The organism is Actinomadura livida, from assembly GCF_014648675.1.
GTDB classification, from domain to species: Bacteria; Actinomycetota; Actinomycetes; order Streptosporangiales; family Streptosporangiaceae; genus Spirillospora; species Spirillospora livida.
This window is the reverse complement of record NZ_BMRO01000010.1, coordinates 84,097-104,187: the sequence shown is the minus strand read 5'-3', so window position 1 is coordinate 104,187 and position 20,091 is coordinate 84,097. Positions and strand designations below refer to the sequence as shown.

Genomic DNA, 20,091 nt, shown 5'->3' with positions numbered 1-20,091 from the left:
CCCCGAAACAGATCGAGAACCTTCAGGTAATCTGAAGCCTATAGCCAGTTTCAGGCGCCCTGAAGGTGGGGCCGCACGAAGGGAGAAAGTGCTGGTCTCGCGCCAGATCAGGAGGTGGTCCGGCCCTCGAAGGCGGCGCGCACCGCCTCGCCGAGCCCACGATGGACGGGGTCCGCGTCCGCGCCGAACATGCGATCGTCGACGGCGGCCACCGCCCGCTCCGCCTCGGCCAGCAGGCGGGCACCGCTAGGCGTGATCTCGATCGTCGAAGCCGATCCGGCACGGGCGTTATGGTCGCGGACGAGTCCCGCGGCGGCGAGCGCCTTGACCGCGCCGTGCACGCTCTGCACGGTGATCCCCGACATCCGCGCCAGGTCGCTGAACGACGTCCCCGGCATGGTGGCGATGTGGCCGAGCAGCCCGAGCCTGGCGACCGTGAGCCCCAGCGGCCCGAGGACGTTGGTCAGTTCGGCCTCGATCCGGCGCGCCAGTGACAGCACGAAGATCGACGTGCTGGTGACCGGCGGACCGGAACGGCCATTGTCAGTGGTCACCCCACCAGTGTTCCCCATACCACCACCCCACGGTTCGCCCAGGCCCAACTCCCTAGAGGCCCCGCGGAGGTGCGCCACAACACAGGGAAAGGGTGCGCGCGGGACGAGCCCCGCAGAGCAGCACATGACACCGGCGCGCCTATCTCACCCTGGAGGCAAGGGGCGCAGCCCCGCGCACGGACAGCACGCGACGCCTCTGCGAAAGATGCGCGCATGCCTCGGCCCGCGAGGAGCGAGGGTGGGGAGCCCCGCGCACAGAAAGCACGCGACGCCTCAACGGAAGATGCGCGCGTGGCTTAGCCGACAAGGGGCGTGGGGGCGGAGCCCCCACACCGGGGGTCTGGGGGTCGCCCCCCAGAAAGGCAGAACGGAACGACGCGGCGAAGCCGCGCGCAAGCGCGGCGAGCACACGTCGTCCAGAGTGGAGGTGGCGGGAATCGAACCCGCGTCCTTCGGTGAAGAGTCAGGGCTTCTCCGGGTGCAGCCTGCTTGGCGTTTTCTCAGCCCCGGCGCTCACGCAGGCGTGTCGCCGACGGGCTCAGTCGCTGTTTGCTGTCCCTACATGCCCCGCGACCGGGCTTGCAGGTTGAGTCTCCTTACGATGCCAGACCCCGGTTCGGAGACGCTACCGGGCTGACAGAGTTCGCTCCTCGCTCAGGCGGCGAGGGCGAACTCGGACTGCTTCTTGTTGGCAGTTATTGGTTTGCTGTCACAGGATTTACGAGGTCACGACAGCAACCCTCGACCCGCTTCCCCTGGCTCGAACGACCGAAGTCGAAGCCGGTCACCCCCATGTTCAGTTGTCAAAGCGGCAGTCCATGGGACGTCCGCACGACGACGCTACAAGCATAACGTGCGGAACGGCAACGTCATTCCCCCGGGCAGCCGTGAACCCCGGTGAGTGCGAGTGTTCTCGCGCCCACCGGGGTCGACCGGCAGGGTCGGGCCGGTCCGGACGGCAGAGCCTCCCCCGAGACGAGGCTCCGGTCTCATCACGGCGACTGAGTCCGCAACCCCCCAAGCGGGATCTCAGTCACCCGTAAAGACGCACGGGGGCCACGGTTCGGTTGCCTCCCCGACGTAAAGAGATCACAAAGCCGTAACGGGGCCTCAGCCGCGGAGGAAGTCGGCGGCGATCTTCGGGGTGTTGACGCGGCCCTCGACGGCGATGGCGAAGGCGCGGTCGCCGACGCTGCCGACGAACCAGGAGACCGACTTGTTGTGGCTGCCGTCCCGGTACGCGGCGAGGGCGGCGACGCCGACGAGGTCGCCGGAGACGCGGGCGCCGCGGGCGCTGCCGTGGGACGCGGTGCGGGCGAGGACCTTCTTGAGGCTCGCGATGGCCTCGGGCTGGAGGTTCTGCGGCGGGGGCGCCTGGATGGTCTTGGGGATGTCCTTGAGGACGTACGGAGGCTTCCAGGTGCCGTTCTGGGCGGCGGCGGCGACGAGGGCCATGGTGAGCGGGCTCACCTGGACGTCGCCCTCACCGACCATCATGGCGGCCTTCTCGCCGTCGTTCGCGGGCGTCGGCACCGAGCCGGTGAAGGCGGGGACGCTCAGGCCCCATTCCTGGCCGATGCCGAGCTCCGCGGCCTCGTTGGCGAGGGTCTGGGCGTCCAGCTTGCTGCTGAGCTGCGCGAGGGTCGTCTTGCAGGACGCGGCGAAGTGGTTGGCGAAGCTGCTGTCGCCGCGGGCCTGGTTGGTGAACGTCTTGTCGCCGACGGTGACGCTGTCCGGGCAGGTCGTCTCGGTCGACTGGTTCATGCCGGCCTCGGAGAACAGGGCCTCGGCGGACACGATCCCGAACGTCAGCCCGGGCGGGTACTCCCCCTCGAACGCGCGGTTGGTGCCGCCCGTCCCGTGGTTGGACACGGCGAGCACCTCACCGGTGCTGGGCCGCACCACCACCATGGACGCCGGGTAGGGCAGGCCCGCGAGCGCCTTGTCCGCCTTGCGCTGGTAGGAGGGGTCGAGGGTGGTCTGCACATCCTGTGGCGCCTGGCCCTCCCAGGAGCGCAGTTCCTTGGTGTTCTCCCCCGACTCGTCCTGCGCGACGACGCGGACGGTGGGCGTGCCGGCGAGCCGGCGCTGCTGCAGGAGCTGGATGCCGCTGACGCCGATGGTGTCGCCCGGCTGGTAGGGGGCGCCCACCTGCTGGAGGCGGTCGGCGGTCGCGGGGCCGAGGGTGCCGACGAGCTCGGGCGCGTAGGCGGGGGCGATCGGCGCCTGGACGCCGTTGAACTTCAGCCCCGGCACGCTGGTCAGCCGCTGGACGAGCGCGTTGTGCGCGGGGACCTGCAGGGTCAGCAGCGGCAGGAAGTCCTGCGGCGGGGCGGAGCGGACCCGGCCGAGGAGGCGTTCGGCGTCCAGCCGCCGTCCGCCGTCGAACTTGGCCTGCTCGGCGAGCATGTCGAGGGTCTTCTTCGGGTCGGCGAGCTGCCCGGGGAACACCCCGACGTCGTAGGCGCCGATCTTGCGGACGAGGGAGCGGCCGTGCGTGTCGGTGATGGCCGCGCGCTTGGGCTCGTCGGTCACGACGGCGAGCCGCTGCCCCGGCTGCAGGCTCGTGTGGATGATCGACGGGCTCCAGACGACCTTCCACTTGCCGCCGACGCGCTTCAGGCGCATCAGTCCGGGATACTCCCACGGCTGGCCGTTCTCACCGAGGTCGATCTTGACGGTGAAGCGCGCGTCGGCCTCGTTGCCGTTCTGGACGATCTGGTCGACGTCGCTGTCGGTGACGCCGGTGCCGAGGGACAGCCGCAGCGACGCGGCGTCGAGCTGGCGGCCGACGCGGCTCAGCGCGTCCGCGACCTCCTGCCGGTCCACGCCGACGGTGTTGCCGGCCGCCGCCTCGAAGTTGCCGACCTGCCAGGCGATCAGGAAGTCGCGGACGGCCGGCATCGCCGACCGCTCGGCCCAGCAGCCGGTCGTCATGCCCGCGACCAGCGCGCCGGTCGTCGTCAGGGCGACCGCGCGGCGCCGTGTCCTCCGAATTCCGCCGGGGAACCGCCTCCGGCCTCGGTTCGTCATCGACACCCTTCACCGTCTCCTGAACCGGGCCGCCGCCGCCTTCTGCATCTCCCGCTCGGCTTCCCGCTTGGCGATGGCCTGGCGTTTGTCGTAGCTCTTCTTACCACGGGCCAGGCCGATCTCGACCTTGGCCTTCCCGTCCTTGAAGTACAGCGACAGCGGGATCAGCGTCCAGCCCGGCTCGGACGACTTCGCGATGATCTTCTGGATCTCGCGCCTGTGCAGCAGCAGCTTGCGGCGCCGTCGGGGGGCGTGGTTGGTCCAGGTCCCCTGGGTGTACTCGGGGATGTGGACGTTCTCCAGCCACACCTCCCCGTCCATGACGTGCGCGTAGCCGTCGGCGAGGGAGGCGCGTCCCGCGCGCAGGGCCTTGACCTCCGTGCCCGTCAGCACCATGCCCGCCTCCCACGTCTCGTCGATGTGGTAGTCGTAGCGGGCGCGTTTGTTCTGGGCGATGAGCCTGCGCCCGGTGTCCTTCTTGCGCCCGGTGTCCCGTGCCACGTCATCATCCTTGTCCGGCGTCTCGGTCTTGTCCGGCGTTTCGGTCTGCCCGGCGTCTCGGTCGGTCGTCGTCGGGGCGGTCGTCGTCCGGCCGGGTCAGTCGTCCGGCAGGGCCGCGCGCAGGCCGCGCAGCACCGTCCGGGCGCGCCGCTCGGCCTCCGGGGGCGGACGGTCCGCGGAGACCGCGATGTCGGGTTCGATCCCCACCCCGTCGAGGTTACGGCCGCCCGGGGTCCGGTAGCGACCGACGGTCAGCTCGAGCACCGACCCGTCGGCGAGCGTGACGGCCTCCTGCACCGACGCCTTCCCGTACGTACGCGATCCTATGATCACCGCGCGGTCGCGGTCACGGAGCGAGCCGGCGACGACCTCGGCGGCGCTGGCGGTGCCGGCGTCGACGAGCACGACGAGCGGGGTCTTCGCGTCGCCGGGCGCGGTGACGCCGAGGTCGCGGGCCTGCCGCCCGCGCGGCCGGTACGTCACGACGGGGCCGCTCCCCAGGAACGCCGAGGCCGTCTCGACCGCCTCCTCCAGCAGCCCGCCCGGGTTGCCGCGCAGGTCGAGCACGACGCCGCCCTCCGGAGGGCCGTGCGGCGGCGCCCCGGTCACGGCCGCGCGGACCTGCCGTCCCGTGCCGCGCGTGAAAGCGCCGACCCGGACGAGCCGGGCGTCCTCTGGGAGATCGGTCACGGTGACGTCCCCTTCGGAGACCTGCGTGCGGACGAGATGGAACCGCTTGGTTCGACGGCCGCGCTCCACGGTTAGTTCGACGGGGGCCTCGGGACGTCCCCGCAGCGCCTCCGCGACGCGCTCGACCCCCCATCCGGCCACGGACGAGGCCCCGACGGCGGTGATCACGTCGCCGGCCCGCACGCCCGCGCGCGCGGCGGCGGTGCCCGGCTGCACGCTCGCCACCAGCACCCGTCCGCCGGCACCGTCCGCGTCGTCCCGGGTGCCGAGCCACAGCCCGACGCCGCCGTAGTCGCCGTTGAGGCGCCCCTCGACGTCGTCGTACTCGCTGGCGGAGTAGTAGCGCGCCCACCTGTCGTCCAGGGCCTTGAGCATGCCCTCGATGGCGGCGCGGTCGAGGTCGCCGCGCGCGACGGGTTCCGCCGCGTGCCGGCCGATCTGCGCGGCCGCCTCGTTGAGGACCGAGCCGTCCGCCGCCGCGGTGGGCTGCCGGGGGCCCGAGCCGGTCACGGCTCCCGCGCTGTACGCGGCGACGATCGCGGCCGCGACGGCGGTGCCGCGCAGCAGGCGGCCCGCTCCTCGCTGGTCGGGGGGCCGGGGCCGCTTCCCCGGGAGCGGCACGATCCGGAGCATGCGGCAAGTGTAGAGCGGCGCGCGACGCCGGATCCGGCGGTTGTGCCGGATCCGGTCACCGCGTCAGATCTTCAGGTATCTCCGCAGCGTGAGGAACGACGCCACCGCGCACAGCAGCACACCGAAGCAGATCGAGACGATGATGACGGCTATCACCGTGCTCCAGCCGAGCTGGCTGACGAGCTGGACGTCCCCGGCCAATCTGTCGATCAGCAGCTTCTTGCTGAACACCAGCAGGATGGACGAGAAGATTCCGCCGATCAGGCCGGCGATGGCGCCTTCGAGGATGAACGGCAGCTGGATATAGGTGTTGGACGCGCCGACCAGCCGCATGATGCCCGTCTCCCGGCGCCGGTTGAACGCCGACAGCCGGACGGTGTTGCCGACCAGCATCACCGCGGCGACCACCTGGATGAGCGCGATGGTCAGCGCCGCCACCTGCAGGCCGTTCAGGATCCGGAAGAACCGCTTCAGGATCTCCTGCTCGTTGATGACGGTGTCGACGCCCGGCTGGCCGAGCATCGCCTGCGCGACCGCCTTGTACTCCTCGGGGTTGCTCAGCTTGACCCGGAACGAGTCGGGGATGTCGCCCTCGCGGGTGCTCTCCACGAAGCCGGGCGAGCCCGCGAAGCGGTCCTTGAACCGGTCGTAGGCCTGCTGCTTGTTCTCGTACTGGACCTCGGAGACCTGCGGCATCTGGTCCAGCTGCCCCTTGAGCGCCTGGCGCTGCTGGTCGGTGACGTCCTGCTTCTGACAGCTCGGGTTCGAGCTCGTCTTGGCGCACAGGAAGATCGAGACCTCGATCTTGTCGTACCAGTAGCTCTTGGACGAGTCGACCTGCTGCCGCAGGAGGAGCCCGGTGCCGAAGAGCGCCATGGCGATGGCGACGGTGATGACGAGGGAGATCGTCATCGTCATGTTCCGGCGGAGACCGATCCAGATCTCCTGGAGAACGAACTGTACGCGCATGCCTCGCTGTCCTTGATCTGTGTCCCGCCGGATGCCTGGGCCGTCCCGACGTGGCCCGATGCGGGCGGTTCCTACCGCGTGGCCCTCGGGGTGTCGTACGAGCCGGCAGGAATCGATGGTTCAGATGGAAGTGCCGTGGAGGGTACCGGGCCCCGGCCCGGACGGCGGGCGGACGTGATCCCGCACTCCCCGGCGAACACGGGTCAGTAGGCCTGTCCGTACACGCCGCGCGACTGGTCGCGGACGACCCGCCCGTCCTCCAGCTCGACGACGCGCTTGCGGAAGGCATCGACGATCGCGGCGTCGTGGGTGGCCATGACGACGGTGGTGCCGGTCCGGTTGATCCGGTCCAGCACCTTCATGATGCCGATCGAGGTGGCGGGGTCGATGTTGCCGGTGGGCTCGTCCGCCAGCAGGATCATCGGCCGGTTGACGAACGCCCGCGCGATGGCGACGCGCTGCTGCTCGCCGCCGGACAGCTCGTCCGGCATCCGGTGGGCCTTGCCCTCCAGGCCGACGAGGTCGATGACCTCGGGGACGACCTTTCCGATGAAGCGCCGCGGCTTGCCGATCACCTCGAGGGCGAACGCGACGTTCTCGAAGACGTTCTTGTTGGGGAGCAGGCGGAAGTCCTGGAAGACGCAGCCGATCCTGCGGCGCAGGTGCGGCACCTTCCAGTTGCTCAGCCTGTTCAGGTCCTTGCCCGCCACGTGCACGTGACCCTGGGAAGGACGCTCCTCCTTCAGGACGAGGCGCAGGAAGGTCGACTTCCCGGAGCCGGAGGGGCCGACCAGGAACAGGAACTCGCCCTTTTCGATGGCGACGTTCACGTGCTGCAAGGCGGGCCGGTTCTGGCTCGGGTAGACCTTGGTGACGTTGTCGAAGTGAATCACGGCTGCATCACGGCGGTTCGGTCTCTAGGGGTTGGGGAGCGGCCCGGCCCGCGGGCCGCGGAATCGTCCGCTGCCTCCGGTCTGCGCCGCCCGGCTTCGCGGCCAGGTGGGACGCGGAGCCTTCGAGCAGTGTAGAGGGGACGGTCGACTGTCTCGTCCCACTCGACGTGGTAGGGGGGCCGGGAACCGGCGCATGCCCCGATCAGCGCGTGCCGTCCGATCAGTGCCATGTGAACCGTCTCCCGACGTCCGGCCGTTTCATACCGTCAAGCCCCCGGACTTGCCGGAACGACCATACAGTCCGGCTACGCTGGATGATGGCGAAAGATACCTAATAGGTCGACAGACACCAGACCGGTCGACGCTTCCCCGCACGGACCCGCGTGCCCGTTCCTTGAGATTGGGGCCCACGACATGAGCTGCGAACATCTCATCTGCGCTCGGTGCTCGAACCCCGTGGTGGAGGGGCGCTGCCCCATCTGCCGGGAGGCCCGCTCGGAACTGCACCGCCACGGGCCGTTCACGTCGCCCGCCGTGGTCCTCGCGGGTCTGGTCGCCCTGCTGTTCGTCGCCCTCGTCCTGCAGCGCGCCTACGGCTGACCGCGGGTTCCTTCGCCGCGGCAGTTCTCAGGGCTGCTTCTTCAGCGGCGGCGTGGCGGCCTTGGAAATCGCTCCCTCGTCGGCGATGACGTGCGCCTTCGGCTGGGACCCGTCCTTGTTGCCGTCGTCCTTGGTGTCCTTCTTCTCGCCGTCCTGCTTCTTGCGCGGCGGGTCGTACGCCGCGAAGTGCAGGGTCGCGCTGGTGTCGACCTGGTTCCCCTCGACGGTTCCGTCGAGCAGGTGCTCCGCCTCCTCCGGGATCTCCGGCTTGGGCGTGTCGGGGTCCTCGGCGATGAGCGAGGTGTTGCGGAACAGCGAGTAGACGATCAGGCCGCCGCCGCTCTCCGTGCGGAGCCCGAAGTAGGGGAACGGCGTGGCCGTGTAGACGACCTGGAGCGTGAGGTCGTCCTCCTTGGCCTTCTTCTTGGCGCGCTTGGCGTCCTTGTAGAAGCCGGTCGTTACGGCGCTCGACTTCATCACTTCGGCCGCGACGCTGCCGCCGCCCTCTGCGGCGACCGTCGCGTGGATGCCGATGACGTCGCGGGGACGGATAAGGAGGGACGTGTCCTCCGTGCTGAGCGCCTCCGCGTAGCCGTCGTCGTCCACGGCGATCTCCGGCACCTTCGCCTTGCGGTGCATCTCGGTCGCGAACGTGAGCTTCCAGTCCTCGGACGGCTTGCGGAGGATGAACGCCATCAGCACCGTGCGCTCGCTCTTGCTCTCCCCGAGGACCGAGCGGTCCACCGACGCCACGAACCACTGCGGGTAGGCGTCGTCCTTGAGCTTCGGCACGTACAGCTCCGGGTCGCCGTACACGAAGCGCCGCACGGGGTCGCCGTCGTAGGCGGCCTCGCGGAACTCGGCCGCGGTGAGCTGGGACTGCCCGTCGGACGTCCACGTCAGCGCCAGCCGCTCGTCGCCGGCGGCCCTGGCCACGTCCTCGTCGGTGACATAGGTGCGGAACGCCCGCTCCGCGACGTCCAGGGTCAGCGGGACGGGCTCGGGCGGCGAGGTGGCGGGCACGCTCACGGCGGGCCGCGCCTCCGTCCCGCTCCCGGCGCAGCCCGCGAGGGCGAGCGCCAGGACGAGCGGCACCACGGCCGCGATCACCCGCGTGAACCTGTGCACAGACCGTCCCCCGGACCGAGATCCCCTCCGGCCGCCCTCCGGCCGGCGTCCTCGGCCCGTGATTCTGCCATCCACATGATATTGGCCGGGTGATCCCCTCCGCGGCGAAAGCGGCGCACGGCGGACGGGAAGCGGTCGACCGGGCGGCGGTGAGCAGTGCCTGAACGGCGCTAAGCTCGGGGGCGTGGCAGGCATCGAACCCGAAGAGCAGCTCAAGGAGCTCGGCTCGACCCTGTCCAGCATCGAGCAGGTGCTGGACCTCGACGGCATGCGGCGGGACATCGCCGAGCTGCGGGAGCAGTCGGCCGACCCTGACCTGTGGAACGACCAGGAGCGCGCCCAGTCGGTGACGCGCCGCCTGTCGTACCTGGAAAGCGAGCTGGGCCGGGTCGAGAGCCTGCGGCAGCGGCTCGACGACGCCGCCACCCTGTACGAGCTCGCCGCCGAGATGGACGACGCCGACACCCGCACGGAGGCCGACGAGGAGCTGGCGGCGCTGCACAAGGCGATCGAGCAGCTCGAGATCCGCACCCTCATGTCCGGCGAGTACGACTCCCGGGAAGCGCTGGTCACCATCAACGCGCAGGCCGGCGGGGTGGACGCGGCCGACTGGGCCGAGCAGCTCCAGCGCATGTACCTGCGGTGGGCCGAGCGGCACGGCTACCCGACGGAGGTCTACGAGACGTCCTACGCCGAAGAGGCCGGGATCAAGTCCACGACGTTCACGGTCAAGGCCCCCTACGCCTACGGGACGCTGCGCGGCGAGCACGGCACGCACCGGCTCGTGCGGATCTCCCCGTTCGACAACCAGGGCCGCAGGCAGACCTCGTTCGCGGGGCTCGACGTCGTGCCGGTCGTGGAGCAGAGCGACCACGTCGACATCGACGAGAACGACCTGCGGGTGGACGTCTACCGGTCGTCCGGGCCGGGCGGGCAGGGCGTCAACACCACCGACTCGGCGGTGCGGATCACCCACATCCCGACCGGCATCGTCGTGTCCTGCCAGAACGAGCGCAGCCAGATCCAGAACCGCGCCACGGCGATGAACGTCCTGCAGGCCAAGCTCCTGGAGCGCAAGCGCCAGGAGGAGGCAGAGAAGATGTCCGAGCTGCGGGGCGAGGGCACCAGCAGCTGGGGCACGCAGATCCGCAACTACGTGCTGCACCCGTACCAGATCGTGAAGGACCTGCGCACCGGCGTCGAGGTCGGCAACCCCTCCGCGGTCCTGGACGGCGACATCGACGAGTTCATCGAGGCCGAGATCCGCTGGATGCGCCAGCGGGAGACCGAATCGGCCTGACGCAAGATCTTGCGACGAGGTTTCGTGTTCACAGCGTGACTCCATGGTCACTCTGCGAGGATGACGGACGGTCCGGAATCGCCGTCGCCACTCGGGGGGCACTATGCCCGCACGTACCACCGCCGCAGCCGCACTCGCCGCGTCCAGCCTGCTCGCCGCGGCGCTGAGCGCGGGCTGCTCGGGCGCCGCCTCGTCCGCCGACCCGGCGAAGCCCGCGGGGGCGCCCCCGCTGACCAAGGCGCAGGCCGAACGGGTGCTGGCGTCCTTCACCCAGGCGGCCGACCGCGCCGGCCGGGGGCTCGACCGCAGGTCGCTGCACGCCATCGAGACCGACCCGCAGCTCACCATGGACGTCGCGGCGCTCCGGCTCCGCCGCGCCGTCAAGCAGCCGGCGGCGAAGCTGCAGTTCAGCGAGACGACGTTCTACATCCCCCGGCTGACCGGCTACCCGCAGTGGTTCGCCGCCGGAGCCGTCACCGGCCGGGACAAGCAGGCGCTGCGGCACGCGATGCTGTTCACCCGGGCCAAGGCCGGCGCGCCGTGGCTGCTCGCCGCCGACCCCCACCCCGGTGAGGCGTCGCTGAGCAAGGTGGCACTCGACCCGGACGGCTACGCGACGCCGGTCACCCCGGACGCGAAAGGCCTCGCGGTCGCACCCGGGAAGCTGCCCGCCGCACACGCCGCCCTCCTCACCGAAGGCCCGCGGGCCGCGGGCACCTCCGTCCTCGCGGAGGGGCCGCAGACCACCGAGACCTACAAGGCGCTCAAGCGGGGCGAGAAGACCCTGGCGGGACGCGGCGTGACCCTTTCCTCCAGGTTCTCCGCCGCCCCCTACACGGTCTACGCGCTGCGCACCAAGGACCGCGGAGCACTCGTCTGGTACGTCCTGAAGCAGAACGAGGCGTACTCCTCAACCCGCCCGGGCCGGCTCACCGTGAGCGGCGACCTCGTCGGCCTGGCCCCGACCCGAGCCGCCAGGACGCGCCTCGACACGACCGTCCTCGTGCAGTACCTGGCCACCGTCCCGCCGAAGGGCCAGGCCACGGTCACCGGCATGTACCGCAAGGCCGTGAACGTCAGATGACTCCCCCGCCGACGCAACTCCCCTGATCTCCGTCGGGTGCCGGGCGTCCCGCTCCTCTGACCGCTGCAGCAGGACACCCGGCACTCGATGGTGCTGTGCTTATTTGCATTGCCCTTGGCGGTCGGGCCCTGGGGGCCCTCCCTTCGGCGGGCACTGCGTGCGATCGCTGCATCGCTCCGGCTCGCCTAGCGGCTCGCTGCGCGATCAGGTTTCTCGCAGGCTCGAAACCTGCCTTCGGACGCGATCGCGACTGTTGAGGTTGTCGCGGGGTTGCTGTGGTGGCTGGTGTGGTCGTGTTCGGCTCGCTCCCACTGAGGGCTGCTTTTTTGGGTCGGGGGGGTGGGGGCGTGGCGATTTACACTTGCCGGACTGGGCGGTCGGTTGGTTGGTGGGGATTGTTGTGGGTTTTGCGGCTCGGGTTGTCTCCGGGGTGCTTTTGACCGCGCTTGTGGCGGGGTGTTCGGGGAGTGGTGGCGGGGCTCGGGAGACGGGGGTCGTGGCAGGTCCTGCGGTTGCCGCGGAGGAGTCGCTCACGGTCTTGCGGGAGTGGGCGGAGCGGCATAATCGGGCGGTCACCTCGGAGGACGTGGAACCTTGGCAGGACGCGGTGACGGGGGCCCTGGAAGCGCCCGTTACCGCGCGTGCTCGCAGGTTTGGGAAGTTGCCGAAATCGGCGCGGATCTCGCTGGCCAATCCGGTTTTCTATGTGCCCCGCCAGAGTGAATACCCAAGGTGGTTCGGGGTGGCCGCCTTGGAGCGGTCGGGTGGGGGTGACCGGCAGGTGCTCGGAGTTTTCGTCAAGGAGGACGCCGCGGGCGGGTGGCGGGCTGCGCATTGGCTGACGTTCAAGGGGCGGCCGCCGCAGCTCGCGCGGGACAAGGAGGGGTACGTGCCGGCCGTTTCCGAGTCCGGGCTGCCAAAGGCGCATGCCCGTTATCTCGGCGGCGATGATGATGCGCTGATCCCCGACAGCTACACGTCCAATGCCAGGGATCAGGAGATGGGTGACTGGACGGTCGAGCGCGGGGCGGTCACGCCTGGTCCGGGTGAGTCTTACGCGTTGCGGACCGAGGACGGCGGGGCGCTGGTCTGGTACGCGGTGAAGGAGGAGAAGACGCTGGCGGGAGGTGAGGCGTCCACCCTTCCGGAAGAAGTTCGCGTCCACCTGGAGAAGAACGGCGAAGAGCCGGGTGAGACGGTGCAGACGACCTGGCAGTGGCTGGTCATCGGTTACGCACCTGAGTCCGGGAAGGGGCGCGTCCTGGGCGAGTCGGTCTCGCTCGTGGCCGCCCGGTGACCTGCGGCGTGCCGGGTGGCACGCCGCAGGGCCGGACCGCTCAGGACTCCGTGGACGGGAGGGAACTCGCGGTCGCCAGGGTGCGGATGGCGCCGAGGGCCACCGACAGGGTCGCCAGGTCGAAGCTGTCGCTCTCCCAGATCTCGCTGAGCGTCTGCTGAGCGCGCTGGAGCGCGGGCTTGTTCTTCTCCGCCCAGTGGAGCATGCGCTCGTCCGGGTTCAGGCCGGCCGCACTGGTGACCAGGACGTCCTTGGTGAGCGCGGCGTGCGCCGTGTACAGGTCGTCGCGGAGCGCGGAGCGGGCCATCGAGCGCCACTTGTCGTCGCGCGGCAGCGCGATGATCCGTTCCCGCAACCGGGACAGCTGCAGCCGGTCCGCGAGGTCGAAGTAGACCTCGGCGACCTCCTCGACGGGACGGCCCGTCTCATGGGCGATGCCGACCAGGTCGAAGGTGGAGAAGGCCGGGACGAACGAGGCGCACTGCTCGGCCAGCTCGTCCGGGACGCCCCGCTCCGCGAAGCCGTCGCGGCGCTGCTCGAACGCGGCGAGGTCCAGGCCGACCAGCAGCTTCGACACGTGGGCGTGCAGCGCGGCCGCGCCGCCGCCGAAGAAGTCGATCGTCTCGTGGATGTCGAACGGGGGCCGCCGGTTGTGCAGCAGCCAGCGGGCGCCGCGCTCGGTGAGCTTGCGCGCCTCCAGCAGCATCGCGATCTGCGTGGCCTCGGAGACCTCGTGCGACAGGCCCTCCACGGACTGCCGGAACCGCGGCATGTCGAACACGTCGCGGGCGACGAGGTAGGCGCGGGCGATGTCGGACGACGACGCGCCGGTCTCCTCGTTCATCCGGAACACGAACGTGGAGCCGCTGGCGTTGACCAGGTCGTTCACCACGGCGGTCGTGATGATCTCGCGGCGCAGCGGGTGCCGGTCCATGTAGGCCCTGAACGGTTTGCGCAGCGGTGTCGGGAAGTAGTCGACCAGCCAGGACTCCAGGTACGGGTCGTCGGCCAGGTCGGACGCGGCGAGGTCGTGGTCGAGGGCGAGCTTGGCGTAGGCGAGCAGCACGGCGAACTCGGGGCCGGTGAGCCCGAGGCCGGACTGGCGCCGCTCGGCGAGCGCCTTGTCGTCCGGGAGGAACTCCAGGCGCCGCTGGAGCCGGCCGTCCCGTTCGAGCTTGCGCAGGTACCGGGCGTGGATGTGCAGCATCGCCGGGGCCTGCGCGCGGGACGCGGCGAGCACCACGTTCTGCGCGTAGTTGTCGCGCAGGACGAGCCTCCCGACCTCGTCGGTCATCTCGTACAGCAGGTTGTCGCGCTGCTTGCCGGTCAGCTCGCCGTCCCGCACCACCTGGTCGAGCAGGATCTTGATGTTGACCTCGTGGTCGGAGGTGTCGACGCCGGCGGAGTTGTCGATGAAGTCGGTGTTGATGCGGCCGCCGCCGAGGGCGTACTCGATGCGGCCGAGCTGCGTCACGCCGAGGTTGCCGCCCTCGCCGACCACGCGGCAGCGCAGGTCGGCGCCGTTGACCCGGACGGGGTCGTTGCCCTTGTCGCCGACGTCGGCGTTGCTCTCCATGGACGACTTGATGTAGGTGCCGATGCCGCCGTTCCACAGCAGGTCGACCGGCGCCTTGAGGACGGCCTTGATGAGCTCGTACGGGCTGAGGGCCTTCACCCCGTCGTCGAGGCCGAGCGCCTCGGTCATCTCCGGGGTCACCGCGATGGACTTGGCGGTGCGGGGGAACACGCCGCCGCCCTTGGAGATCAGCGAGGTGTCGTAGTCGCCCCAGCTGCTGCGTGGCAGATCGAACAGGCGGCGGCGTTCGGCGAACGACGTCGCCGGGTCCGGGTCGGGGTCGACGAAGACGTGCCGGTGGTCGAACGCCGCGACGAGCCTGATGTGCTCGGAGAGGAGCATGCCGTTGCCGAAGACGTCCCCGGACATGTCGCCGATGCCGACGACGGTGAAGTCCTCCCGCTGGACGTCGGTGCCGAGGGAGCGGAAGTGGTACTTGACCGACTCCCAGGCGCCGCGGGCGGTGATGCCCATCCCCTTGTGGTCGTAGCCGACGGAGCCGCCGGAGGCGAACGCGTCGCCGAGCCAGAAGCCGTACTCCGCGGCGACCTCGTTGGCGAGGTCGGAGAACGTCGCGGTCCCCTTGTCGGCGGCGACGACCATGTAGGTGTCGTCGCCGTCGTGGCGCACGACGTTCGGGGGCGGGACGACCTTGCCGTCAACGAGGTTGTCGGTCAGGTCGAGCAGGCCGGAGATGAAGTCCTTGTAGCAGGCGATGCCGGCCTGCTGCCAAGCTTCCCGGTCGACGGAGGGGTCGGGGAGCTGCTTGCCGACGAAGCCGCCCTTCGCGCCCGCCGGGACGATCACGGTGTTCTTCACGGCCTGCGCCTTGACCAGGCCGAGGATCTCGGTGCGGAAGTCCTCGCGCCGGTCGGACCAGCGCAGCCCGCCGCGCGCCACCGACCCGAACCGCAGGTGCACGCCCTCGACCTTCGGCGAGTACACGAAGATCTCGTAGGTGGGCCGGGGCTCCGGCAGGTCCGGGATGGCCTGCGGGTCGAACTTCATCGCCAGGTACGGCTTGCCCTGGTAGTAGTTGGTGCGCAGGGTGGCCTGGACGAGCGCCAGGTAGGCGCGGAGGATCCGGTCCTCGTCGAGGCTGGCGACCTCGTCCAGCTTGCCGCGGATCTCCTCGGTGATCCCGGCGCTGCGCTCCTCCTCGCCGCCCGCGATCGACGGGTCGAGGCGGCTCTCCCACAGCCGCATGATCAGCCGGGTGAGGGACGCGTTGCGCAGCAGCACCTGCTCGACGTAGCGCTTGGAGAACGTCGTGCCGGTCTGCCGCAGGTACAGGGCGTAGGCGCGCAGGATCATGGCCTGCCACCAGTGCAGCCCGACGTGCAGCACGAGGGCGTTGAAGCCGTCGTTCTCGATCTCGCCGCACCACAGCCGGGTGAACGCCTCCTGGAAGAGGCCCTTCACGGCGTCCTCGGGGACGTCGGCGGGCGGCGCGTAACGCAGGCCGAGGTCGTAGATCCAGAACCGCCGCCCGTCGGCGGTGACGATCTCGTACGGCCGCTCGTCGATCAGCTCCACGCCCATGTTGTGCAGCAGCGGCAGCATCCGCGACAGCGAGATCGGCTCGCCCAGCCGGTAGATCTTCATCCGGCGCTCGCCCGGCCCGGCGCTGTACGGCTCGTACAGGTTGATCGAGGTGTCCTCGTCGGCGCCGAGGTCTTCGAGGCGGCGCAGGTCGGCCACGGCGGTGCGGGCCGGGAAGTCCGCCTTGTACGCCTCGGGGAAGGCGTCGCCGTACCGGCGGCCGAGGGTTCCGGAACGTTCCTCGCCGCACTGCTCGAGGATCGCGTCGGCGAGGTCGTCCGCCCAGGAGCGGGTGGCGGCGGCCAGGCGCGCCTCAAGGTCGGCGACGTCCACGTCGGGCAGCGGACGGCCGCGCTCGCCGCGGACGACGACGTGCAGCCGCGCCAGCATCGACTCGGTGACGTTCGCGCTGTAGTCGACGCTGACGCCCTCGAACGCCTCCTTCAGCAGCTCCTGGATGCGCAGCCGCACCTTGGTGGTGTAGCGGTCGCGCGGCAGGTACACCATGCAGGACATGTAGCGGCCGTACAGGTCCTTGCGCAGGAACAGCCGCAGCTGGCGGCGCTCGCGGAGGCGGAGCACGCCGAGCGCGATGTGCAGCAGGTCGTCGACGGAGATCTGGAACAGCTCGTCGCGCGGGTAGCTCTCCAGGATCTCGATGAGGTCCTGGCCGTCGTAGCTGTCGGGGGTGAACCCGGCGCGCTCCAGCACCTCGTCCAGCTTGCGCTTCAGGACGGGGACGTGCGCGATCGACGCGCTGTAGGCGACGTGGGTGAACAGGCCGAGGAACCGCCGCTCGCCGGTGACCTCGCCGGACGCGTCGAACTTCTTCACCCCGATGTAGTCGAGGTACAGCGGGCGGTGGACGGTGGACCGCGAGTTCGCCTTGGTGAGCACCAGCAGGTGCTTCTCGGTCGCCTTCTCCCGCACCTCGGGCGGCAGCGCGGCGAAGCTGCCGGACTCGCGCGTGTCGCTGCGCAGGATGCCGAGCCCGGTGCCGGGCTCGGGCCGCAGCGCGCTTCCGTCGTCGGTGAGGGTGTAGTCGCGGTAGCCGAGGAAGGTGAAGTGCCCGTCCGCGAGCCAGTCGAGCAGCTCGACGCCCTCGGCGAGCTCCTTGGCGGGCAGGGGCGGCGGGTCCTTCTCGATGGCGGCGGCGATCTCCCCGGCCCTGGCGCGCATCTTCGGCTCGTCCTCGACGGCGACCCGGACGTCATGCAGGACGCGCAGCAGGTCCCGCTCCAGCTCGTCCAGGACGGCCCGGTCGCTGGTGCGGTCGATCTCGATGTGGATCCACGACTCGTCGACGTCGGTGTCGCTGTCGAGCTTGCCGCGGAACGCCTTCAGGTGGCCGGCGACGTCGCGGTCCACGCCGAGGAGCGGGTGGACGATCAGGTGGGTGGTGAGGTGGTGCCGGGCGATCTCCATCGTCACCGAGTCGACGAGGAACGGCATGTCGTCGGTGACGACCTGGACGACCGTGTGCCCCGGGTCCCAGCCGTACTCCTCCAGCGTCGGGGTGAAGACGCGGACCTTCGCGCGCCCCTGGGGGCGCTCCTCGCCGAGCGTCCGGTGCGCCAGCGCGGGGCCGCAGATGTCGGCCGGATCCCTGGTGGCCAGATCCTCGTGGGCGACGTGCCGGTAGTAGAGCCGGAGGTAGGCGAAGGTCTCCTCCACGTCTCCGCCGCGCGGCCCCGGGCGCTGCGCGCACGTCTCCGCGGCCCGCCGGAGCAGGTCGTCCTTCACCGAATCGAGCATGCCGCTCATCAACAACTCCCCTAGAGACCCTTCGCCACCCCGTTGTGGCGACGCTCACGCGCCAGCGTAACCAGGAATCGCCGCAAAGCCGACCTGCCCGGCCGCGAGGTCATCGTGGCCTGTCCCACCCTGCCAGGCGGGACGCCGTCACCCGGCGGAGACGGCCGAAAATGGACCTCGGCGGCGACGCCGGGGCGTCAGCCGGCGTCCTGGCCGCCGGTGCCGGGGTCGCCTCCGGAGCCGCCGCCCGGCGGCTCTTCGGGGTCGGTCGGCGGGTCCTCCGGGTCGGTCGGCGGCGTCCCGGTGCTCGGCGGCGGCGACGAACCGGTCGGCGTCGTCGTGGGCGCCGAGTTGCTCGGGGCGGGGCTGCCGGACGGCGACGGGCTCTCGGACGGGCTCTCGCTGGGCGACGGGGTGTAGGAGGGGGCGACCGGCTGCTGCCGGACGGGCTCCTCGCTGATCGTCGGCTCCGACGTGCTGGGCACGACGTCGGTCGGCGCGGGCGGGGCGCTCGGGTCGCTGACCTTCTGCCCCGCCTTGCCGTTGTCGCCGGAGCTGAGCGCGAGGACGGACGAGATCACCACGATCGCCACGAACAGCGCGGCGGCTCCGGCGAGCACGGCCGAGCGGCTCGAACCGGCGAGCTTCTCGCGGAGTCCGCGCCCGCCTCCGCCGCCCTTGCCGCCGGCGAGTGCGGGCGGCAGCGTGTCGTCGGCCGACCATTCGGCGGGCGTCGGCAGGAGCCTGGGCTCCAGGCCCTTCGCGTCGGTCGCGGCGGGGCGGTCGCCGTCCGCTCCGGCGCCGTGGAAGGCGGCCGCCGCGGCCGGGGCCTCCGGGTCGCGGAAGACGGGCTCGTCTTCGTAGGCCGGATCGTCGTCGAAAACGGGGTCGTCGCCGAACACCGGGTCGGGCTCGAAGACGTCGTCGTCGCCGATCTCGGCGGCGCGGACGGAGCCGGCGGCGAGCATCGCGGTCTCGTCGGTGCCGCCGGAGGCCCGCGCGGGCCGCGCGGCGGCGGCCGCAGGCGAGCTCTCCTCATGGCCGAGCAGCCGCATCAGCACCTGCCGCGCGCCAGGCCGGTCCGCGGGGTCCTTCTCCAGGCAGTCGAGCACCAGCTCGCGCAGCGGCCCGTGCAGGTCGCCGAGCTCGGGTTCCTCGTGCAGGATCCGGTTGATGACGGCGGGGATGGTGTCCTGGCCGAAGGGGGGCTCCCCCGTCGCCGCGAACACCAGGGTGGCCGCCCAGCAGAACACGTCGGACGGCGTGCCGACCTCGTCGCCGGCGATCTGCTCGGGCGACATGTAGGACGGGGTGCCGATCACGCGGCTGGTGAGCGTGGTGCCGCCGCTGATGGCCCGCGCGACCCCGAAGTCGATGACCCGCGGGCCGTCCGGGCCGAGCAGCACGTTGTGCGGCTTGAAGTCGCGGTGGACGATGTTCGCCTGGTGGATCGCCGACAGCGCCGTCGCGGTGCCGACGGCGAGCCGGTCCAGCCCGGCGCCGCCGAGCGGGCCCGCCTCCAGCACCTGCTGATTCAGCGACGGGCCGCGGACGTACTCGCTGACGATGTAGGGCCGGTCGCCGTCCGCGTCCGCGTCGATGACCTGGGCGGTGCAGAAGGGCGCGACCTGCTTGGCGACCTCCAGCTCCCGGAGGAACCGGGCGCGCGCCTTGTCGTCGGACGTCAGCTCCGCGTGCAGCAGCTTGATCGCGACCTGCCGGCCGTTCTCGTCCGTGCCCAGGTAGACCGTCCCCTGGCCGCCCTCGCCGACCCGGCCGATCAGGGCGTACGGACCGAGCCGATCCGGGTCTCCGGACCGCAGCGCCCCAACCTCCATGCGTGGAACCGTCCCTCTCTCGATCGACGGGCCCCCGTGGACCCGGATCACCCTCCGACTGTGTGACGCGCGAGGCCCATGGGAAGTTCACCCGGTCCTGCGTTAATACGGAGCGATCTGACCCACCGCTTCCGTTGGAACACGATTGGCCGGGGGACCAACCATAAACCCCTCCCATGCCCCGGGGATACAGCCGAGTAACGTGTCACACAGGCCAAACTTGAAACCATGACGATGCTCGACGGCCGCCGCGTCTACACCCGGGCGGAGATCATGGACGCGCACGGGCTCGGGCGCAGCACCCTGGAGAAGTGGTTCCGCGAGCGGGCGGCCAACGGACACCCGGAGGCGGCCGGCACGGTCGGCTCCCAGCTCGTCTGGGACGCCGAAGCCTGGGACCGCTGGCACGCCGCGCACCGGTCCGGAGGCGTCCCGCCCGGCCTGGTCACCCGCGACCAGCTGGCCGCCCGCCACAACGTGAGCCGCCACCGCCTGAAGCGGCTCTGGGCGGACCGCGCGTCGAACGGCCACCCGGACGTCGCGCACCGCGCGGGCAAGGCCATGTACTGGGACGAGGCCGCCTGGACGTCCTGGTACACCGCCCTCGGGGAGCGCCCGCCCGAGGAGGACCCGGACGGCCTCGTCACCCTCGCCGACGCCGCCCGCATCCTCGGACTGGCCCAGACGAGCGTCACCGT

At 70.8% G+C, this 20,091-nt stretch carries 14 protein-coding genes and 1 other RNA gene; 5 read left to right on the top strand and 10 right to left on the bottom strand.

The genetic code is table 11. From position 1 onward, the window contains the following. Positions 1 to 107 precede the first annotated feature (107 nt). The 7 genes from IEZ03_RS23895 to ftsE form a co-directional block, all read right to left on the bottom strand. Positions 108 to 554, bottom strand: a complete 447-nt coding sequence (locus tag IEZ03_RS23895; RefSeq protein WP_184880928.1) for a MarR family winged helix-turn-helix transcriptional regulator — start codon at positions 552 to 554, stop codon at positions 108 to 110. Between the two features lie 419 nt (positions 555 to 973). Continuing rightward, positions 974 to 1,346, bottom strand: a transfer-messenger RNA (tmRNA) gene (gene ssrA, locus IEZ03_RS23890). Positions 1,347 to 1,664: 318 nt separating this feature from the next. Further along, on the bottom strand, positions 1,665 to 3,587 hold the full coding sequence (locus tag IEZ03_RS23885) for a penicillin-binding transpeptidase domain-containing protein (protein WP_184880926.1): 1,923 nt from the start codon (positions 3,585 to 3,587) through the stop codon (positions 1,665 to 1,667). Between the two features lie 9 nt (positions 3,588 to 3,596). Next, the gene (gene smpB / locus IEZ03_RS23880; RefSeq protein ID WP_132047365.1) at positions 3,597 to 4,088 is read right to left on the bottom strand and encodes an SsrA-binding protein SmpB; all 492 of its coding nucleotides are present in this window, start codon (positions 4,086 to 4,088) and stop codon (positions 3,597 to 3,599) included. 96 nt (positions 4,089 to 4,184) lie between these two features. Continuing rightward, positions 4,185 to 5,411, bottom strand: a complete 1,227-nt coding sequence (locus IEZ03_RS23875; RefSeq protein WP_184880924.1) for a S41 family peptidase — start codon at positions 5,409 to 5,411, stop codon at positions 4,185 to 4,187. Between the two features lie 63 nt (positions 5,412 to 5,474). Beyond that, positions 5,475 to 6,380, bottom strand: coding sequence for a permease-like cell division protein FtsX (gene ftsX, locus IEZ03_RS23870; protein ID WP_132047361.1), 906 nt, complete (start codon positions 6,378 to 6,380; stop codon positions 5,475 to 5,477). Positions 6,381 to 6,583: 203 nt separating this feature from the next. Next, a complete protein-coding gene (gene ftsE / locus IEZ03_RS23865) occupies positions 6,584 to 7,273 on the bottom strand; it encodes a cell division ATP-binding protein FtsE (protein WP_184880922.1) in 690 nt (229 codons plus the stop codon). Between the two features lie 414 nt (positions 7,274 to 7,687). Between ftsE and IEZ03_RS23860 the strand changes: the two genes are divergently transcribed. Then, a complete protein-coding gene (locus IEZ03_RS23860) occupies positions 7,688 to 7,873 on the top strand; it encodes an RING finger family 4 domain-containing protein (protein WP_132047359.1) in 186 nt (61 codons plus the stop codon). A gap of 27 nt (positions 7,874 to 7,900) precedes the next feature. On the opposite strand, the gene IEZ03_RS23855 is transcribed toward IEZ03_RS23860, so the two are convergent. Next, positions 7,901 to 9,001, bottom strand: a complete 1,101-nt coding sequence (locus IEZ03_RS23855) for a DUF8094 domain-containing protein (RefSeq protein ID WP_184880920.1) — start codon at positions 8,999 to 9,001, stop codon at positions 7,901 to 7,903. A 184-nt stretch (positions 9,002 to 9,185) separates the two neighbouring features. Here IEZ03_RS23855 and prfB point away from each other — a divergent pair, with 184 nt between their 5' ends. The 3 genes from prfB to IEZ03_RS23840 all read left to right on the top strand — a co-directional run bounded on the left by prfB (position 9,186) and on the right by IEZ03_RS23840 (position 12,682). Further along, positions 9,186 to 10,301: a peptide chain release factor 2 gene (gene prfB / locus IEZ03_RS23850; RefSeq protein ID WP_184880917.1), complete on the top strand. Its 1,116-nt coding sequence runs from the start codon at positions 9,186 to 9,188 to the stop codon at positions 10,299 to 10,301. Positions 10,302 to 10,404: 103 nt separating this feature from the next. Next, positions 10,405 to 11,385 (top strand): DUF8094 domain-containing protein, encoded by a 981-nt coding sequence (locus tag IEZ03_RS23845; RefSeq protein WP_184880915.1) that lies wholly within the window; start codon positions 10,405 to 10,407, stop codon positions 11,383 to 11,385. Between the two features lie 157 nt (positions 11,386 to 11,542). Beyond that, positions 11,543 to 12,682: a DUF8094 domain-containing protein gene (locus tag IEZ03_RS23840; protein ID WP_465251095.1), complete on the top strand. Its 1,140-nt coding sequence runs from the start codon at positions 11,543 to 11,545 to the stop codon at positions 12,680 to 12,682. 40 nt (positions 12,683 to 12,722) lie between these two features. Here IEZ03_RS23840 and IEZ03_RS23835 read toward each other — a convergent pair whose 3' ends face one another. Together IEZ03_RS23835 and IEZ03_RS23830 are read right to left on the bottom strand one after the other, a co-directional pair. Beyond that, positions 12,723 to 17,564, bottom strand: coding sequence for an NAD-glutamate dehydrogenase (locus tag IEZ03_RS23835; protein WP_184880911.1), 4,842 nt, complete (start codon positions 17,562 to 17,564; stop codon positions 12,723 to 12,725). A 188-nt stretch (positions 17,565 to 17,752) separates the two neighbouring features. Then, positions 17,753 to 19,393: a serine/threonine-protein kinase gene (locus IEZ03_RS23830; RefSeq protein ID WP_184880909.1), complete on the bottom strand. Its 1,641-nt coding sequence runs from the start codon at positions 19,391 to 19,393 to the stop codon at positions 17,753 to 17,755. A gap of 228 nt (positions 19,394 to 19,621) precedes the next feature. On the opposite strand from IEZ03_RS23830, the gene IEZ03_RS23825 reads away from it, so the two are divergent. Next, positions 19,622 to 20,091: hypothetical protein (locus IEZ03_RS23825; RefSeq protein WP_189241231.1), on the top strand; the 470-nt coding region annotated here is incomplete at its 3' end.